The sequence below is a fragment of the Oceanobacillus sp. E9 genome (genome assembly GCF_001741975.1).
Classification (GTDB): domain Bacteria; phylum Bacillota; class Bacilli; order Bacillales; family Amphibacillaceae; genus Oceanobacillus; species Oceanobacillus kimchii.
Genome location: NZ_LSNA01000007.1, coordinates 205,568 through 220,792, shown reverse-complemented (window position 1 = coordinate 220,792; position 15,225 = coordinate 205,568). Strand labels below are relative to the sequence as shown.

The window sequence follows — 15,225 nt, the reverse complement described above, 5'->3', positions numbered from 1 at the left end:
TGCATCTCACTTCTTCCATTAACGCTGGATAAACGCCCATGTTTGCATGAGACTCCAAAGGTAGGTTCTGATAAATCAGCAATGACGGAATCTCTCAGCTAATAAATTCCGATCTCTTTCATTCGATATTTACATACTATTCCTCTGTTAAACGTTCAACTGTATTGTAATTTATTATTATCAGTTTCTCATTAATTGTCAACAGCTTTACTTATATCAATCTGATTTTTAGGAAAATCAATCCTTTCCATTTATAATTATGAATAGGAGGTTTGATTATGTGTTTAATAACTTTTGCTATCCAAAAACATTCACTATATCCATTTATATTGATTGCCAATCGTGATGAATTCTATGATCGCCCCACTGCAAAAGCTACATTTTGGGATGATGCTCCAGAAATTCTAGCAGGAAGAGATTTAAAATCAAAAGGTACATGGTTGGGTATAACAAAAAAAGGAAAAATTGCAGCAATTACCAATTACAGAAACCCTTCACTTCCTGAAACAGGCAAATATTCAAGAGGAAAAATACCTGTTGATTTTTTAAATTATGAAATAGATTCAACACATTTTTTATCTGATTTAGAACAAGACAAATCCTTATATTCGGGATATAATGCTTTATTTGGTAATTACCAAAAGCTCTATACTTACAACAATATTTATAATAGTAGCGAACAATTAGATTCAGGCATTCACTCATTAAGTAATGATAAACTGAATACTCCGTGGCCAAAAGTATTAAAAGCCAAAGATTTATTACAGTCGTACCTAGAAAAAAACCAAAATATTTCTAGCGAGTCGTTGTTTCATATCTTGAAAAATGCTGATAAGCCTAGTGATCAATGTCTTCCTGACACTGGTGTAGGAATCCATTTAGAACGAAATTTATCATCTATGTTCATAGATACGGGTAATTATGGAACAAGAACATCTACGATTATTTTAGTCGATAAAAAAAGCAATGTTACCTTTATAGAACGTACGTATCACCAAGGCAAAGCAATAGGAGATATAAATTACCATTTTTCGATTGTATCCGATTAATTTTGTTAATCAACGGGTAAATTAATACAATATGATTGTTCTATAAGGAGGTCCACAAATGATATTCGATGATCCGGTATATGCCAGCCGAATGCTGACTTTACTCACCCTCTCTTTTCATATTATTTATGCAACAATTGGCGTCGGCGTTCCATTAATGATTATGATTGCCCAATGGATAGGAATTAAGAAAAATGACATGCATTACTTACTAATGGCAAGACGTTGGGCCAAAGGATTCATTGTAACAGTAGCTGTCGGAGTAGTTACAGGTACGGCTATTGGGTTACAGCTGTCACTGCTCTGGCCAAGTTTCATGGAGCTAGCTGGTAATATTATCGCACTTCCTCTATTTATGGAAGTATTTGCATTCTTTTTTGAAGCTATTTTTCTTGGTATTTACCTATATACTTGGGATCGCTTTGATAATCAAAAAAAACATCTCTTATTACTAATACCTGTTGCCGTAGGTGGCGGTATGTCTGCTTACTTTATTACGGTAGTTAACTCGTTTATGAATTCTCCAGGCGGATTTGATATTGCTAATGGCGAGCTTGTTAATGCTAATCCACTTGCTGCCATGTTCACAGTTTCCATGCCTACAAAAGTTGCGCATGTTTTATCTACTGGTTATATGACGATTGCTTTTGTTCTTGCTGCGATTGCAGCCTTTCGTCTATTACAAGGTTCAAATCGTGAATATCATAAGAAATCACTTAACATGCTAATGAAAATAGGTTTTGTCTTTGCCCTAGCAACAGCGTTAATTGGAGACCTCTCTGGTAAATACTTAGCAGAATACCAGCCGGAAAAACTAGCTGCTGCGGAATGGCATTTTGAGACTTCTTCTGAAGCGCCTTTAGTTATGTGGGGGATTCTCGATGACAACAATGAACCGCAATACGCATTGGAAATCCCTTATGCACTAAGTATATTAGCACACAGCTGGCCAACAGCAGAAGTTATTGGTCTAAATGAATTCCCTGAAGATGAGCAACCTCCACTTGTCATTCATTATTTTTTTGACACGATGGTGACCATCGGAGTATTTATGCTTGGTTTATCATTTATTTATTGGCTTGGTATTCGAAGAAGCTGGAACTTTGTCGAATCAAAATGGTATCGTAGGCTCATTGTTCTCGGAGGTCCATTATCGTTCTTAGCTATTGAAGCTGGCTGGTGGATGGCTGAAGTTGGTAGACAGCCCTGGATTTTACGAGGAATTATGACCATTGACGAAGCAGCAACAACCAGTGATTATGTTGGAATTATGTTCTTCTTATTTGTACTACTTTATCTTATCTTAGGAGTAGGAACTGTAGTTGTTTTAAGAAAAATGTTCCAAAGAAATCCGATAGATAAAGACATCGAGAATTTTCAAGGTGGTGACCAATCATGATATTAGAAATTATCGGTATTTCTGTGCTTTGGTTATTCCTATTTGGATATGTCATCGTTGGTTCAATTGATTACGGTGCAGGTTTCTTTAATGCATACAGCATTCTAACTGGAAAACAACATATCGTGTCTAAGGTAATTCAGCGTTATCTTTCGCCAGTATGGGAAGTCACAAATGTATTTTTTGTATTTTTCTTCGTAGGAATCGTTGGATTCTTTCCAGAAACAGCATTTTACTTTGGCACCATTCTCCTTGTTCCTGGAAGTTTGGCCTTAATCTTACTGGCAATCCGTGGGTCTTATTATGCTTTTGAATCATATGGAAAAAAAGGACACAAAGGTTATGCATTTATGTATGGAGCATCTGGAGTATTACTTCCAGCTTCTCTGTCTATTGTATTGACAATATCGGAAGGCGGATTTATCACCATTAGTAATGGGGAGCCACAACTTGAATATCTTGATTTATTTACAAGCCCACTAACATGGTCAATTGTAGTATTGAGCATTATCGCAGTGCTCTATATTTCTTCTGTATTCTTAACCTGGTATGCAAATGAGACCGGAGATGAAGGAGCAACAAACTTAATGCGGAAATATGCACTAGTTTGGTCCGTTCCACTTATCCTTGCAGCTTCGGGGATTATTATAGAACTGCGTTTCCATAATGAAGAACACTTTAACAATATTATTGATCTATGGTGGATGTTCGGAATATCTTTTCTATTATGGATTGGTACCGTATGGTTAATATGGAAACGTAAGAACTACATTAAAGCATTCTGGTTATTAGTTGGTCAATTTGCTTTTGCCTTTTTCGGATATGGTATTTCTCATTACCCATATCTTTTATACCCTTATATTACTATATCCGAAGGTTTTACCAATCAAGCAATGGCGATATCTTTAATTATTGCCTTCATACTAGGTATGGCATTATTAATACCATCGCTGTATTTGCTGTTAAAGCTATTCTTGTTTGATGAAAACTATAAAAAAGGAAAGAAGTGATTAAATATGATTAATGATTTTCTAATTTTTATCGCACCCTTCCTTATTTTGTTTGCTGCAATGGGAATTTCATTTTATGTAGCACTAAAAGATGGATCATAAAGAGAAAAGTGATGGGCGCCGTACAGAAACGTAGAGACTGGACTGACATGACTGAGATATAGGAATCACGGTGAGGTATAAACCGATGATGACTTATCGTAGAGCATGGTGGGAAGTCTCCTAGTTTTTGGCGCACAGAACTGGATCATAGAGAAAAGTGATGGGCGCCGTACAGAAACGTAGAGACTGGACTGACATGACTGAGATATAGGAATCACGGTGAGGTATGAACCGATGATGACTTATCGTAGAGCATGGTGGGAAGTCGCCTAGTTTTTGGCGCACAGAACTGGATCATAAAGAAAAGTGATGGGCGCCGTACAGAAACGTAGAGACTGGACTGACCGAACCGCATCGAATATTAAAATCCGATGCGGTTCGGTTCTTTATTGTCTATTAAATTTATTTCAAGGAACGACACCCCTATAGATTTAGTTTTGCATTTTCCAAATCTTTCATACGTTTGAAATATCCGTTATACTGCATTAAGTTTTGGTAAGTTCCTTGTTCAACAACTTTCCCATGGTCCATAACAATTATTTCATCCATTTTTTGTAATCTCGTTAAACGATGTGTTACTACAATTACTGTACTTCGCTCTGAATGTTGGTCAATCTTATCCCAAATATGTTTTTCAGTTACTACATCTAAGGACGAAGTTGGTTCATCTAACGCCCATACGGCGGCCTTTCGAATAAATAGTCGGGCTATCGCTAGACGTTGTTTTTCTCCTCCTGAAAGATTGGAACCTTGTTCCAGTAATAAGTCATCCAAACGAATATGATGTAACTTTACATTATCCAAAGCCTCACAAAGTTCGTCATCTGTTGCTTCAGAATTGGCTAAATGTAAATTGTCGCGAATTGTCCCATAGAAAAAATGATTGGATTGTAATGAAACGTTCGCATGATTCCATAAAGTTTCCTTTTCTAAATAATCAATTGATTTCTCGTTCCACTTTATTAGACCATCTGTTGAGGGAACCATCCCCAGGATAAGCTGTAAGAGAGTCGACTTACCAGATCCACTCGCACCTACGATAGCTATTTTAGATCCTGATTCGATATGAAGAGAAATATTTTGCGCAATCGGACGAGGAGTACTTGAATATTTCTTTGTCACGTTCTCCAATGTAATAGTTGGCGCTAAGTTGGCTTCCAATACAAATGGCTTTTTCACTTCATTTTTATCTTCATTAACATTCCACACTTCCTCTAATCGACGAGCAGATTGTTTCGTTTCCTCTAAATAGGCAGGAAACAATGCCATATTTGATGTATCTTCAAAGACTGTCAATGAAATCATAAATAACATTGCTAATAATATTCCTTCTAAATTACCATTTGCTACAAAATAACCAGCTAACCCTAATACAGTCACCGATACGATAAATGAAACAAAAGTTAATAAAGACTCACGAAAAGCTTGTTGATTATTCGCTTGTTTAGTTGCTTGTTCATATAAAGTAACTTTTTTTAGAATGTTATTTTTTTTTAACTCTGCTTGTCCGTATATTTTCAAATCTGTAAAACCATATAAATACTCTGTGACCTCCGAAGAAAGCTGCCCGCGATACGAACGAATGTTATTAGCTATCTTTCTTTGATAGAGATAAAATAAGCTAGGGACAACAATAACAACGAATATCATCCCAATCAAAATTACCATCGCAATTGGTATGGAAAATACCATAGTAAATGTAATCGTCGCAATAAAAACGGTCATTAAGACAATTGGTGGATAAAAAACTCTTAAGAAAAAATGCTGCAGAGATTCTACATCGCCTACAATGCGCGCTAAAATATCACCACTTCTATATTTTTGTAATATCGTAGTCGAAATTGGTTCAATTTTTTCATATACGTATACTCGCAAATTGCGAAGCATCGAAAATGTTCCACGATGAGAAAAATACCTTTCTCCATAACGACTGAGTGCCGAAGATATCCCTAACATTTTTACCATCGCAACGATTATCATCAATGTATATATAGGTGGGGTAAGCGCAGCTTTAGATATTAAATAGCCACTTGATGCAAATAATGAAACAGCCGTAACTCCAGCTAAAAAACCGAACAAGATAGATAGGAGGACGTCTTTCTTTTCTTTCATTGTCATTTTCATGATGAGTTTTAATTCTTGCATTAAACCTCTCCTCCTTGTTGCAATTTCATCATAGACTGGTATAATTCGTCCTCTTGAAGTAACTCTCGATCTGTTCCAATCGCGCGAATAGAACCCTGTTCCATCAATACTATTTTATCTGCTGAACGTATAGTTTGAATACGGTGTGCGACAGTTATTACAGTTGCATATTCTCGTAACTTATTCATTGATTGTTGTAAAACTTCTTCTGTGTGCACATCTAACCCCGTCGTCGGTTCATCAAATAGAATTATATTCGGTCTTTTTAGAAAAGTACGTGCTAAAACTACACGTTGTTTTTCACCCCCTGATAATCCTCTACCAGCCTCACCAATATTGGTATCTAATCCAGACGGAAGCTGCTCAATCCATTCCCAAATTCCTGCTTCCATCGCTGCTTGTTTTATTTCATTATGGTCATGTACTTTCGTACTACCTAAAGCAATGTTCTCAGCAATTGTCCCTGAAAATAAATAAGGATTCTGTGATATATAGATTAATTGTTTAAACCACGAATGCTCCTCTACGTCTGCTTGCTTATATTTATCAATGTAATAATTTCCTTCTGTTATTGGCAATAAACCAGCAATAATATGAAGTATGGTTGATTTTCCAGCCCCAGTAGAACCTATGATTGCTACTTGCTCTTTTGGGTTAATGATCAAATTAATTGACTGTAATTGAAAACTACTGTCAGCATACGTAAAGTTCATATCTCTTAATTCTAATCTTGGTGGTTTAATAGAAGATAGCACATCTGCTCCCCATTTTACTTCATTATTTGTTTCATCAAAAATTGCTTCTAGTTTGTTACCTGCTCCCATACTGGATCTTCCAGAATGAAATGCAGTACCTAACGCTTTTAATTGATTGAAAAATTCTGGGGCTAACAATAGCATTAAAAATCCAGTAAAAAACGAAATATCTTGAAAAATAATCATTCGAATCGCTACTTCTAAAGCAATGAGACCAATACTTAGCATGGAAATAAATTCAAGAGCTAAAGAATTTGTAAAAGCTACTCTTAATACTTCCATTGTGGCATCCCGAAATCGAACACTGCTATTTGAGATCTTTTCACGCTGCTGTTTAGATTTACCAAACAACCGAATCGTTGGTAGTCCTTGTAATATATCTAAAAAAGTTCCTGAAAAAGCTGCCATTTGTGAAAGTTGTTCTTCAGATTTATCTTTTGTCTTAAACCCGATAATCATCATAAATATTGGGATAAATGGAGCAGTAACAAGTATAATTACACCTGTTGTCCAATGGGTCCAAAAAATAACTAAAAGAATTAGCAATGGAACCACAAATGACTGTATCATTTGTGGTAAATATTGACTGTAATATGCATCAATCTCATCTACAGTATCCATAAAAACGCTTGTTTTATTTCCTGATTGTCCTTTAGCAGCATTGGACACGGATTGATTAGTGAAATGATTTAATACATCTTCTCTTAATTTTTGCTTAACACTTGTAGACATTTTTGTACCGTTACGCTTATTTATAAAGGAAAATAGCATTCGTAATAATAGCATTGCTAATAATAAGAAGACGAAATTTACAATTGCACTTACTGTTTTCCCTTGTAAAAATATCTGTTCTATAATGGATACGATTAGATAACTTTGCCAAATAATAGCTATTCCTAGCCCAGTCGAACAAATAACCATCCAAAGGATCTGTACCTGATGTTGTCGCTGTAGTTGTTGTAGCATAATTCATTCTCCTTGTGGTTATTTTTTCAAGATATTAATCAAAAACAATACTTTGGAACCCAACCAATGATGCCATCACGTTTTTTTATAAGGATATACCCCTCACAATTATCATCTAATATGTAGACTTCCTCGCCCTTGTCAACACTTACTGTTGTTGTACTTACCCCTTCTTTGCAATAATACCCATCGTTCTTCTCTGCGATAAATTCATTTTTTACCCATTGTTGAATATTTGCATTTATATTTTTACAAAGTGTAAAATACTGCTCTTTTTTAATTGGTTCAATTTGATAATATGGATAATTAACAGAACCAATCCAACCTAAGCTATCATTATAAGTCTGTTTTACTATAATAGGATCTTTCAATTCATCTACATATGTAAAGGAATATTGACCATGATTGATGATAAGTCCATTTAGTTGACCACTAGCTTTTATCTGATTACCACCATCGATTGCGATGATATTGTTATCGAGATCTATAATCGGATTATGCGTGGATATTTCTTTGGTTCGGTAGTTAATTACCGGCCAATGTCCTACGATGACAGTCTTGTCTACTGAATGACCTTTTTCATAGAACGCAGGGGTATATAAAGCAGTCACTTCGTCGGTATTTGGCCATAACTCATCAATGGCAGCATGGACAATAATGAAGTCATCCGTTTCATAAGCGATTGGCAATGATTCTAACCACTCAATTTCTTGTTCAAAATTATCTTGAAAAATACTAGAAGCTTTGTTTAACGGCATTTCCTCTGAGAAAGATTGACCTGTTGAAGCAATCATTTCATGCATTATTGATTTTTGTCTTGCGTTTAAGTATTGTCTTCCTATGTCATTTCCCCGAAACACATGACGAAAAACCACATCGCAATTGCCTTTCGTTATAAATACTCGTTGTAAGTTCTTATCCATCCATTGTACATAATGAACTAATTCGAGGCTGTTTAAACCTTTTTCGCAGAGGTCTCCATTAATAAACAGATAATCTTCTTCGGAATAATTGAGATTTTTCAACAATTTCTTGAACAAAGATAAACTTGCATGTATATCAGATATCACTATTACTCTCCTTGAAGAATCAAGTGATATATTGCGTATGTCAATCAATATTACTCTTCCTTTCTTTATTGTTTGCATAACAAAAATCTCCAAAGTTACTGCTTGTTCGAAAAACGGGATTCCTCCTATATTCTACAAATTAAACTAAGTATAGAATTGATTGATTTTACTGTCAATTCAATGATTGTCCTTTTTAAATACATAGGAACTATAAAATGAAACAAACTAAATTATAAATAAGTATTTAAAAGGATGGGTAAAAATGAAACATCTTAAAGCAATTGGGATTAAATTTATCATTATGGCTACGATTCTCTTATCTATTGTAAGTGTATTTGAATCCGTCAGTGTGGCCGAGATTATCGTGATGAGTGCCATACTAACACTAGCTGCTTATGTAATTGGAGATTTATGGATTCTGCCTAAGATGGGTTATGTTGCGGCTACAATCGGTGACTTATTTTTTTCTTATGCTTCTGTTTGGTTGCTTCTATACGTCTTTTTAGGAACAGCTTTTCCAATCACAACAGCCTCTATTTATATTGCAATAATAATTAGCCTTACTGAATCCGTCTTTCATATTTATATGAAAGAAAAAATTCTAGAGGGGGAGGTTAATAAAAATATAAGAAGATCTAATATGCAGACTGTACAAACTGAATTTGCGGAAGAACAGCATACGGACAAAAAGCGTTTGAAGAAAAATTCATATCCTCAACAAGATGAAAATTAAGCGTTAACTTGTACCTTTATGTTCGTAAGGGGCAATTTTTTTATAAATGAACATATGCTATTTTATAACGTTTTTTCAGGGGTGGAGGACCGTGAGTCAATTTTTTCTTAACAATCCAAATACCTTCTCTAATTCTCCTTTCACATCCAATGAGAACATTAAATTTGGAGATAAACTAATCTACTACGGTGGTATGGTATCAACTGTAGGAGCAATTATCGCCTTTATAGGATCTTCAATAGTGTATGAAGAAGATCTAAAAAAATCGGAACGAATTTCTCAACAATCTTCAACAAATCAACATCAGCTTCAAGAAATGCAACAGCAAATTCAACTTATGCAAAGAAAAATTGAACAGTTAGAACAGGATCAGGGGCGATAACCCTATTTAGCTCAGCCCCTGAAACTTTCTTCTTTTTTCCATCCAAATTCACAAATCGATTGCACTGGACAAGTATTACATATCGGCTTTACCTTACAATGGACTTTTGCGTGTTCCACTAATAATGCGTGGTACTCTTGGTAAAGCTGGTTATCATTTGGTATATCTTTTTCCACTATTTTTTGTAGACTACGATAGGTGGATGGTATTTCTAAGCCAATTCGATTAAATATTCTAAAAGCATACTGATCAGCGATAAACGCCTGTTTTTCAAAGGCGTATAACAGCATTACATCAGCTGTCTCTTCGCCAATGCCTTTTATTGAGAGTAATTCTGCTCGCAGTTTGTTATACGGGATTCCTTGTACCAATGATACATCATAGTTATAATTGCGAAACCAAGCAATAAAAGCCTTTATTCTTGCTGCTTTAATACGATAAAAACCACTAGGACGTATTTTTTCAGCAAGCTCTCTCTCTTCTATTTGATACAAATAATTAGCATCATGTACATTTTCTTCTAGTCGCTCTAGAGCTTTTTCTACATTTCTCCAGTTCGTTCGTTGGACAAGAATAGATCCTAAAAGCATTTCTAATGTCGAACTTGCTGGCCACCATGCCTGCGGACCGTAGTATTTATAAAGTTTATGATAAATTTCAAGATAATTTGGATTCTCCATTTTTATCTCCCCTTAATTAGTTCCAAGCAATTTCTTTTCATTCTAAACAAAAATCAACTACACTCAAATTACTCTGCATTGAATGGAGAAATGAATATGATTAATGTATATAGTGATATTATACAATTTAAAGGAAATCACTATCAATTTGGATACAGGCAAGGTGAACTACTTCGAAATTCACCTATTCTAATACATCGCAACCTACAAAAAGGAAGTCGCTGGCGAAATTTTCTTGTTGATATTGACGAGGTTAGAGATGCATTTCAAACTTTTTCACCAGCACTATGGGAGGAAATAGAAGGACTAGCTGATGCATTGAAAATGCCTATAAAAGATGCTATTCGCGAATTCGGTGGTTACTATTATGAGTATGGGCGTAGTGGCTGCTCTATATATACAGAGGCAGATATATTGGTTCGAAACTATGATAATGCACCTCGTTCCTACGAAGGAAGATATGTGATATATAACCCTACTGACGGAGGTTATGCTACTGTCGGACCAACAATGCAAATCACAGGTCGAACTGATGGTATAAATGAAAAAGGATTTGCTATGGGTTATAACTTTGTAAATAGAGTAAAATCAGATGATGGTTTTGTATGCAACATGATTGGTAGATTACTATTAGAAAATTGCGCTTCTGTAGAGGAAGCAAAGCATTTAATAAAGGAACTACCGCACAGGCATACATTTAGTTATGTATTACTCGACAAAAATGGATATTCTGTAGTAGCTGAAGTATCACCTCGAAATGTAAGATTTCGTGAAGCAAATATGTGTACCAATCATTTTGAAGAACTAACGGAAGAAAATCGATACCGGACTGACGAATCGATGGAACGTCTAGATAAAATATCTTCCCAACAGACATCAGTACAAAATCCTTATGAGGCATATCAATTATTAAATAATCTGGAAAAAGGAATCTTTTCAAAAAAATACGGTGCCTGGGCTGGAACTCTACACACAGCAGCGTATTTACCAAAAGACCTGAAAGCTTGGATCGCATTAGGCGCGAATCGTCCTCCTCTCATTTTTGATTTCCAAAAATGGTTAGACGGACAGCCATTCCATGCTACAAAAATTAAAGGGGTTTTGGATACAGATGAACAATTTGTCAATGTCTAACATATAACCGCTATGACTTTACAACTAGTGTAGAAAAGATTATTCTTTAATTATCAATTAATTATTAAAGTAAGTGTTCAAAAAGGAGGATGGAAAGGACCAAGAAGTTCGAGGCGGCGTAGCTTTGATTACCGGAACGTATGCAGTTAATACGTGAGGAACGGAAAAGCAAGCCAATGAGCTTCCACAGGATGTGATGATTTCTGCGTTGTCCACAGAACGTGAGCGATCTTAGCAGAAGATCCCCCTGATATGTGTCATTTTCACCGGACTATTTGAACAACCCCTTAAAGTACGAATTTGGAGCAACAAAGGAGGAAACAGAATATGACTATGAAAAAAACATTAACACTCGCTGGATCAGATTCTAGTGGTGGTGCAGGTATAGCAGCTGATTTAAAAACATTTCAAGAATTAAACGTATACGGGATGACTGCATTGACTTCTATTGTTTCCATGAACCCAAAAGGATGGAATCATCATGTTACACCAATCGACGTTGAAGTAGTTGAGAAACAACTAGATACAATATTATCTGTAGGTGTAGATGCAATGAAATCCGGAATGCTTGGATCTGTAGATATCATTAATTTAGGTGCAAGAAAAATTGATGAATTTGATATAAAACAATATGTTCTGGATCCTGTAATGGTTTGTAAAGGTGACGATGAAGTTCTACAACCAGAAAATACGGATGCAATGCGTGAGGAATTATTACCACGTTCCCTAGTTACTACACCAAATCTTTTTGAAGCAGCACAATTGGCCAAGACCTCACCAATTAAAACTTTGGAGCAAATGAAAGATGCTGCAATAAAAATTCATGATTTAGGGGCAAAAAATGTAGTGATTAAAGGCGGAAAAGACTTAGAGCATGATAAGGCAGTTGACCTTTTCTATGATGGAAATCGTTTTGAGTTATTGGAAAGTGAGAAAATTGACACTACCTATAATCATGGAGCAGGTTGTACATTTGCAGCTGCAATTACAGCGAACTTAGCCCATGGTATGAATGTATTAGAAGCAGTTAAAACTGCAAAATCATTTGTAACATCTGCAATTGCAAATGGCTGGAAATTAAATGAGTACGTAGGGCCAGTTATGCATGGTGCCTATAACCGTATCGATAGTACAAAAGTAGAAATGTCTTCTATTTAGTTTAGAAAAGCTTGGACACGAAGTCCAAGCTTTTTATATTTATCGTGATGATATTTTCTTTTCTTTTTCGTCATGAATGAAAAATGCAAGAATCAGTCCTACAATAGAAATGATTGCCGTAACAATAAAGGAAACATTCACTCCATGTATTAACCCTTCTAATCCCTTTCCAGGAATTGCTGCTGTCGACATGATCGTAATTGGCAGTGCCGTTCCTATAGCCCCGGATACTTGTCTTAATGTGTTATTTACCGCTGTACCATGAGCTATATACTCATCCGGTAAAGAATTAAGGCCGGCAGTAGTTACTGGCATCATAGCCATGGCAACACCTAGCATACGTATTGCATGTATCGTTGCAATATATGTGAAGCTTGTTTCGGCTGTTAACATACCAAACATAAAGGTCGTTACTACGATTAAACCTAATCCAATAATAGCTAAGTAACGTGAACCATATCTATCAAATAATCTTCCAGTAATTGGGTTCATTATTCCTTGCAAAATAGCACCAGCTAGTAAAGCAAGCCCTGATTCAAATGCAGAAAACCCTAACATATCCTGCATATATAACGGAAGAATTACAGCAGCACCTATCATCGTCATGAAAGTGACCATTCCTAGTACAGTTGTAATCGTAAATATTTTGTATTGAAATACACGAAACTCTAAAATTGGTGTTTTTAAATTTAACTGTCTCAAAATGAACCAAGCCAAGGCAATGATTCCTACAATCATCGATATAATCACTTGATTGCTTAACCATCCAGCACTACCAGCAATACTAAATCCATATAATAACCCACCAAATCCTAACGTAGATAAAACGATGGATAACTTATCCAATCTTGGAAATGTACGTTTGGTTACATTTTTTAGTAGAAAATATGCAATAGCAATATTAATGATTGCAATAGGTAGAACCATAAAAAATAATGTTCTCCAAGGGAAATGTTCTACGATATAACCAGATAGTGACGGACCAATGGCAGGTGCAAATGAAATGACGAGTCCAAACATCCCCATTGCACTACCTCTTTGCTCTTTAGGATAGATTAACATCATAATAGTTTGCATTAGCGGCATGATAATACCTGCTCCTGCAGCTTGTAAGATCCTTCCCGTTAATAGCAAATCAAAATTAGGTGCCACGCCACATATTAATGTACCTATTGCGAAAAATGACATAGCAGCTAGAAATAAACTACGAGTAGTGAATGTTCCAATAAGGAACGCAGTAATTGGAATCATAATACCATTTACAAGCATAAACGCAGACTGTAACCATTGTGCAGTATTAGCGTCTAGCTCTAAATCACTCATTATATGAGGCAGCGCTGTTCCAAGTAGTGTCTGATTCAAGATTGCAACAAACGCACCTGATAATAACACCACTAGTATTGGTATACGACTCATTTTCTCTGTAGACCCACCTACATGGCTCTCACTCATATTAATCCTTCTTTCTTGTACCTATAAAATTTTAGCAAACAAATAATTATATCATGTAAATATATATCATTCAAGATATATTCTATGGTTATTTATTAGAGTTATGTAGATATAAAATAACTTTCACCGAATGAAATACCATGACCTTAAACCAGATCAGACATTTTCGGACGTTATATCCTCAATCTTCTTTACCAAAGTCTTATCGTTTTGAAGTGAAATCATACGGGATAAATATAAAGAGACTGGGACAAAAGTATTTAGCAAAAGATAAATCCAAATTAATGGCTTTTGACAACCCGCTTCAGAAATTTACTCCGTTTATCCAACGGCGGCAGGTGAGCCCCGGATGCTTTTGCATCGGGCCTAATCTTCACCTTACACCCCATAGAAATCTTTGTATATTTCTTACGCTTATACGAGCTATCATTCATCTATTGACCAAAACTTTCTGTTATGTCCCAACCTCTTTAAATCAAATACTTAAGCTTCTACACGATTAATCCATTGAACATAATTATCAACAACATTATCTATAAATTGCACTGTTTGCTCATCCGTTAAATTACCTTGCTCGTCCATTTTATTTTGAACAGAACCAACGAATACTTCATTCCCTGGTAATGTTAATGTACCAACTCCTGGTGCATTTAAAATCTGACGCAATTGCATTTGAGCTTTTACCGTACCCATTGCTCCCATTGATGCACCAACGATCATAGCCGGTTTATTTACCATTACTAGATCAACACGAGAGAACCAGTCGATTGCATTTTTTAACATTCCAGAAATAGAAGCATTGTATTCCGGCGTCGCAAAAAGAATTCCATCGCTATTTTTGATTCTTCTTCTTAAGTCTTCAACAATTGCAGGTGGATCCATTTCCTTGTCCTGGTTATAAAACGGAAGTTCATCGATTGGTAAAATATCGATATCTAATTTTCCTGCATATTTTTCTTTCATATATTCTACAAGTTTTTTATTGTATGAATCTTTCCTGTTACTTCCTACCAATGCTGCTATTTTCATCTGTAAAAAATCCCTCCATAATATTCTATTCTTAAAAATACAACAGTATAATATAAACACATCGATAAATTCTTCTCAAGAAATCTGTTTATAACATGATTAGATAATTATTTCCAATCACTTTTTATAATGAAACGATATTATATATTGTTACCATGAAT

Annotated in this window: 14 protein-coding genes; 8 read left to right on the top strand and 6 right to left on the bottom strand. The window is 35.4% G+C overall.

Translation table 11 applies throughout. The annotated features are described in order from the left end of the window. The first annotated feature begins 278 nt into the window (after positions 1-278). The 4 genes from AQ616_RS10720 to cydS are packed head-to-tail and all read left to right on the top strand — an operon-like array spanning position 279 to position 3,560. A complete protein-coding gene (locus AQ616_RS10720; protein WP_017796187.1) occupies positions 279-1,049 on the top strand; it encodes an NRDE family protein in 771 nt (256 codons plus the stop codon). Positions 1,050-1,107: 58 nt separating this feature from the next. Then, positions 1,108-2,448 (top strand): cytochrome ubiquinol oxidase subunit I, encoded by a 1,341-nt coding sequence (locus tag AQ616_RS10715; RefSeq protein ID WP_017796186.1) that lies wholly within the window; start codon positions 1,108-1,110, stop codon positions 2,446-2,448. Further along, positions 2,445-3,458 carry a cytochrome d ubiquinol oxidase subunit II gene (locus AQ616_RS10710; RefSeq protein WP_017796185.1) on the top strand — a complete coding sequence of 338 codons (1,014 nt, stop codon included), beginning with the start codon at positions 2,445-2,447 and terminating at the stop codon, positions 3,456-3,458. Before AQ616_RS10715 ends, AQ616_RS10710 begins: the two co-directional genes overlap by 4 nt. A gap of 6 nt (positions 3,459-3,464) precedes the next feature. After that, a complete protein-coding gene (cydS, locus tag AQ616_RS20200; protein ID WP_375544880.1) occupies positions 3,465-3,560 on the top strand; it encodes a cytochrome bd oxidase small subunit CydS family protein in 96 nt (31 codons plus the stop codon). A gap of 423 nt (positions 3,561-3,983) precedes the next feature. Here the strand turns inward: cydS and cydC are convergent, their stop codons facing one another. The 3 genes from cydC to AQ616_RS10695 are packed head-to-tail and all read right to left on the bottom strand — an operon-like array spanning position 3,984 to position 8,574. After that, entirely contained in the window at positions 3,984-5,705 is a 1,722-nt protein-coding gene (gene cydC, locus AQ616_RS10705; RefSeq protein ID WP_017796184.1) for a thiol reductant ABC exporter subunit CydC, read from the bottom strand. Beyond that, complete coding sequence (gene cydD, locus AQ616_RS10700) at positions 5,705-7,426, bottom strand: thiol reductant ABC exporter subunit CydD (RefSeq protein ID WP_069685770.1); 1,722 nt, start codon at positions 7,424-7,426, stop codon at positions 5,705-5,707. The genes cydC and cydD overlap by 1 nt, the downstream gene beginning before the upstream one ends. Positions 7,427-7,464: 38 nt before the next feature. Next, positions 7,465-8,574 carry a metallophosphoesterase gene (locus tag AQ616_RS10695; protein ID WP_069685999.1) on the bottom strand — a complete coding sequence of 370 codons (1,110 nt, stop codon included), beginning with the start codon at positions 8,572-8,574 and terminating at the stop codon, positions 7,465-7,467. A 184-nt stretch (positions 8,575-8,758) separates the two neighbouring features. Between AQ616_RS10695 and AQ616_RS10690 the strand changes: the two genes are divergently transcribed. Together AQ616_RS10690 and AQ616_RS10685 are read left to right on the top strand one after the other, a co-directional pair. Continuing rightward, a complete protein-coding gene (locus AQ616_RS10690; protein WP_017796181.1) occupies positions 8,759-9,229 on the top strand; it encodes a YndM family protein in 471 nt (156 codons plus the stop codon). Positions 9,230-9,320: 91 nt separating this feature from the next. Next, positions 9,321-9,611 (top strand): hypothetical protein, encoded by a 291-nt coding sequence (locus AQ616_RS10685; RefSeq protein WP_017796180.1) that lies wholly within the window; start codon positions 9,321-9,323, stop codon positions 9,609-9,611. Positions 9,612-9,622: 11 nt separating this feature from the next. Here AQ616_RS10685 and AQ616_RS10680 read toward each other — a convergent pair whose 3' ends face one another. Next, on the bottom strand, positions 9,623-10,291 hold the full coding sequence (locus AQ616_RS10680) for an endonuclease III domain-containing protein (protein WP_069685769.1): 669 nt from the start codon (positions 10,289-10,291) through the stop codon (positions 9,623-9,625). A gap of 96 nt (positions 10,292-10,387) precedes the next feature. Between AQ616_RS10680 and AQ616_RS10675 the strand changes: the two genes are divergently transcribed. Next, a complete protein-coding gene (locus tag AQ616_RS10675) occupies positions 10,388-11,425 on the top strand; it encodes a C45 family autoproteolytic acyltransferase/hydrolase (RefSeq protein WP_017796178.1) in 1,038 nt (345 codons plus the stop codon). A gap of 327 nt (positions 11,426-11,752) precedes the next feature. Further along, positions 11,753-12,583 carry a pyridoxine/pyridoxal/pyridoxamine kinase gene (gene pdxK / locus AQ616_RS10670; protein ID WP_017796177.1) on the top strand — a complete coding sequence of 277 codons (831 nt, stop codon included), beginning with the start codon at positions 11,753-11,755 and terminating at the stop codon, positions 12,581-12,583. Between the two features lie 39 nt (positions 12,584-12,622). On the opposite strand, the gene AQ616_RS10665 is transcribed toward pdxK, so the two are convergent. Together AQ616_RS10665 and AQ616_RS10660 are read right to left on the bottom strand one after the other, a co-directional pair. Next, positions 12,623-14,035, bottom strand: coding sequence for a DHA2 family efflux MFS transporter permease subunit (locus AQ616_RS10665; protein WP_069685768.1), 1,413 nt, complete (start codon positions 14,033-14,035; stop codon positions 12,623-12,625). Positions 14,036-14,518: 483 nt separating this feature from the next. Next, positions 14,519-15,064, bottom strand: coding sequence for an NADPH-dependent FMN reductase (locus tag AQ616_RS10660; RefSeq protein WP_069685767.1), 546 nt, complete (start codon positions 15,062-15,064; stop codon positions 14,519-14,521). Positions 15,065-15,225: the final 161 nt, after the last annotated feature.

What these genes read in the sequence shown, in the direction of transcription:
- AQ616_RS10720 (WP_017796187.1), top strand. Translation starts at nt 279, where the DNA reads ATGTGTTTAATAACTTTTGCTATCCAAAAACATTCACTATATCCATTT.
- AQ616_RS10715 (WP_017796186.1), top strand. Translation starts at nt 1,108, where the DNA reads ATGATATTCGATGATCCGGTATATGCCAGCCGAATGCTGACTTTACTC.
- AQ616_RS10710 (WP_017796185.1), top strand. Translation starts at nt 2,445, where the DNA reads ATGATATTAGAAATTATCGGTATTTCTGTGCTTTGGTTATTCCTATTT.
- cydS (WP_375544880.1), top strand. Translation starts at nt 3,465, where the DNA reads ATGATTAATGATTTTCTAATTTTTATCGCACCCTTCCTTATTTTGTTT.
- cydC (WP_017796184.1), bottom strand. Translation starts at nt 5,705, where the DNA reads ATGCAAGAATTAAAACTCATCATGAAAATGACAATGAAAGAAAAGAAA.
- cydD (WP_069685770.1), bottom strand. Translation starts at nt 7,426, where the DNA reads ATGCTACAACAACTACAGCGACAACATCAGGTACAGATCCTTTGGATG.
- AQ616_RS10695 (WP_069685999.1), bottom strand. Translation starts at nt 8,574, where the DNA reads ATGCAAACAATAAAGAAAGGAAGAGTAATATTGATTGACATACGCAAT.
- AQ616_RS10690 (WP_017796181.1), top strand. Translation starts at nt 8,759, where the DNA reads ATGAAACATCTTAAAGCAATTGGGATTAAATTTATCATTATGGCTACG.
- AQ616_RS10680 (WP_069685769.1), bottom strand. Translation starts at nt 10,291, where the DNA reads ATGGAGAATCCAAATTATCTTGAAATTTATCATAAACTTTATAAATAC.
- AQ616_RS10675 (WP_017796178.1), top strand. Translation starts at nt 10,388, where the DNA reads ATGATTAATGTATATAGTGATATTATACAATTTAAAGGAAATCACTAT.
- pdxK (WP_017796177.1), top strand. Translation starts at nt 11,753, where the DNA reads ATGACTATGAAAAAAACATTAACACTCGCTGGATCAGATTCTAGTGGT.
- AQ616_RS10665 (WP_069685768.1), bottom strand. Translation starts at nt 14,035, where the DNA reads ATGAGTGAGAGCCATGTAGGTGGGTCTACAGAGAAAATGAGTCGTATA.
- AQ616_RS10660 (WP_069685767.1), bottom strand. Translation starts at nt 15,064, where the DNA reads ATGAAAATAGCAGCATTGGTAGGAAGTAACAGGAAAGATTCATACAAT.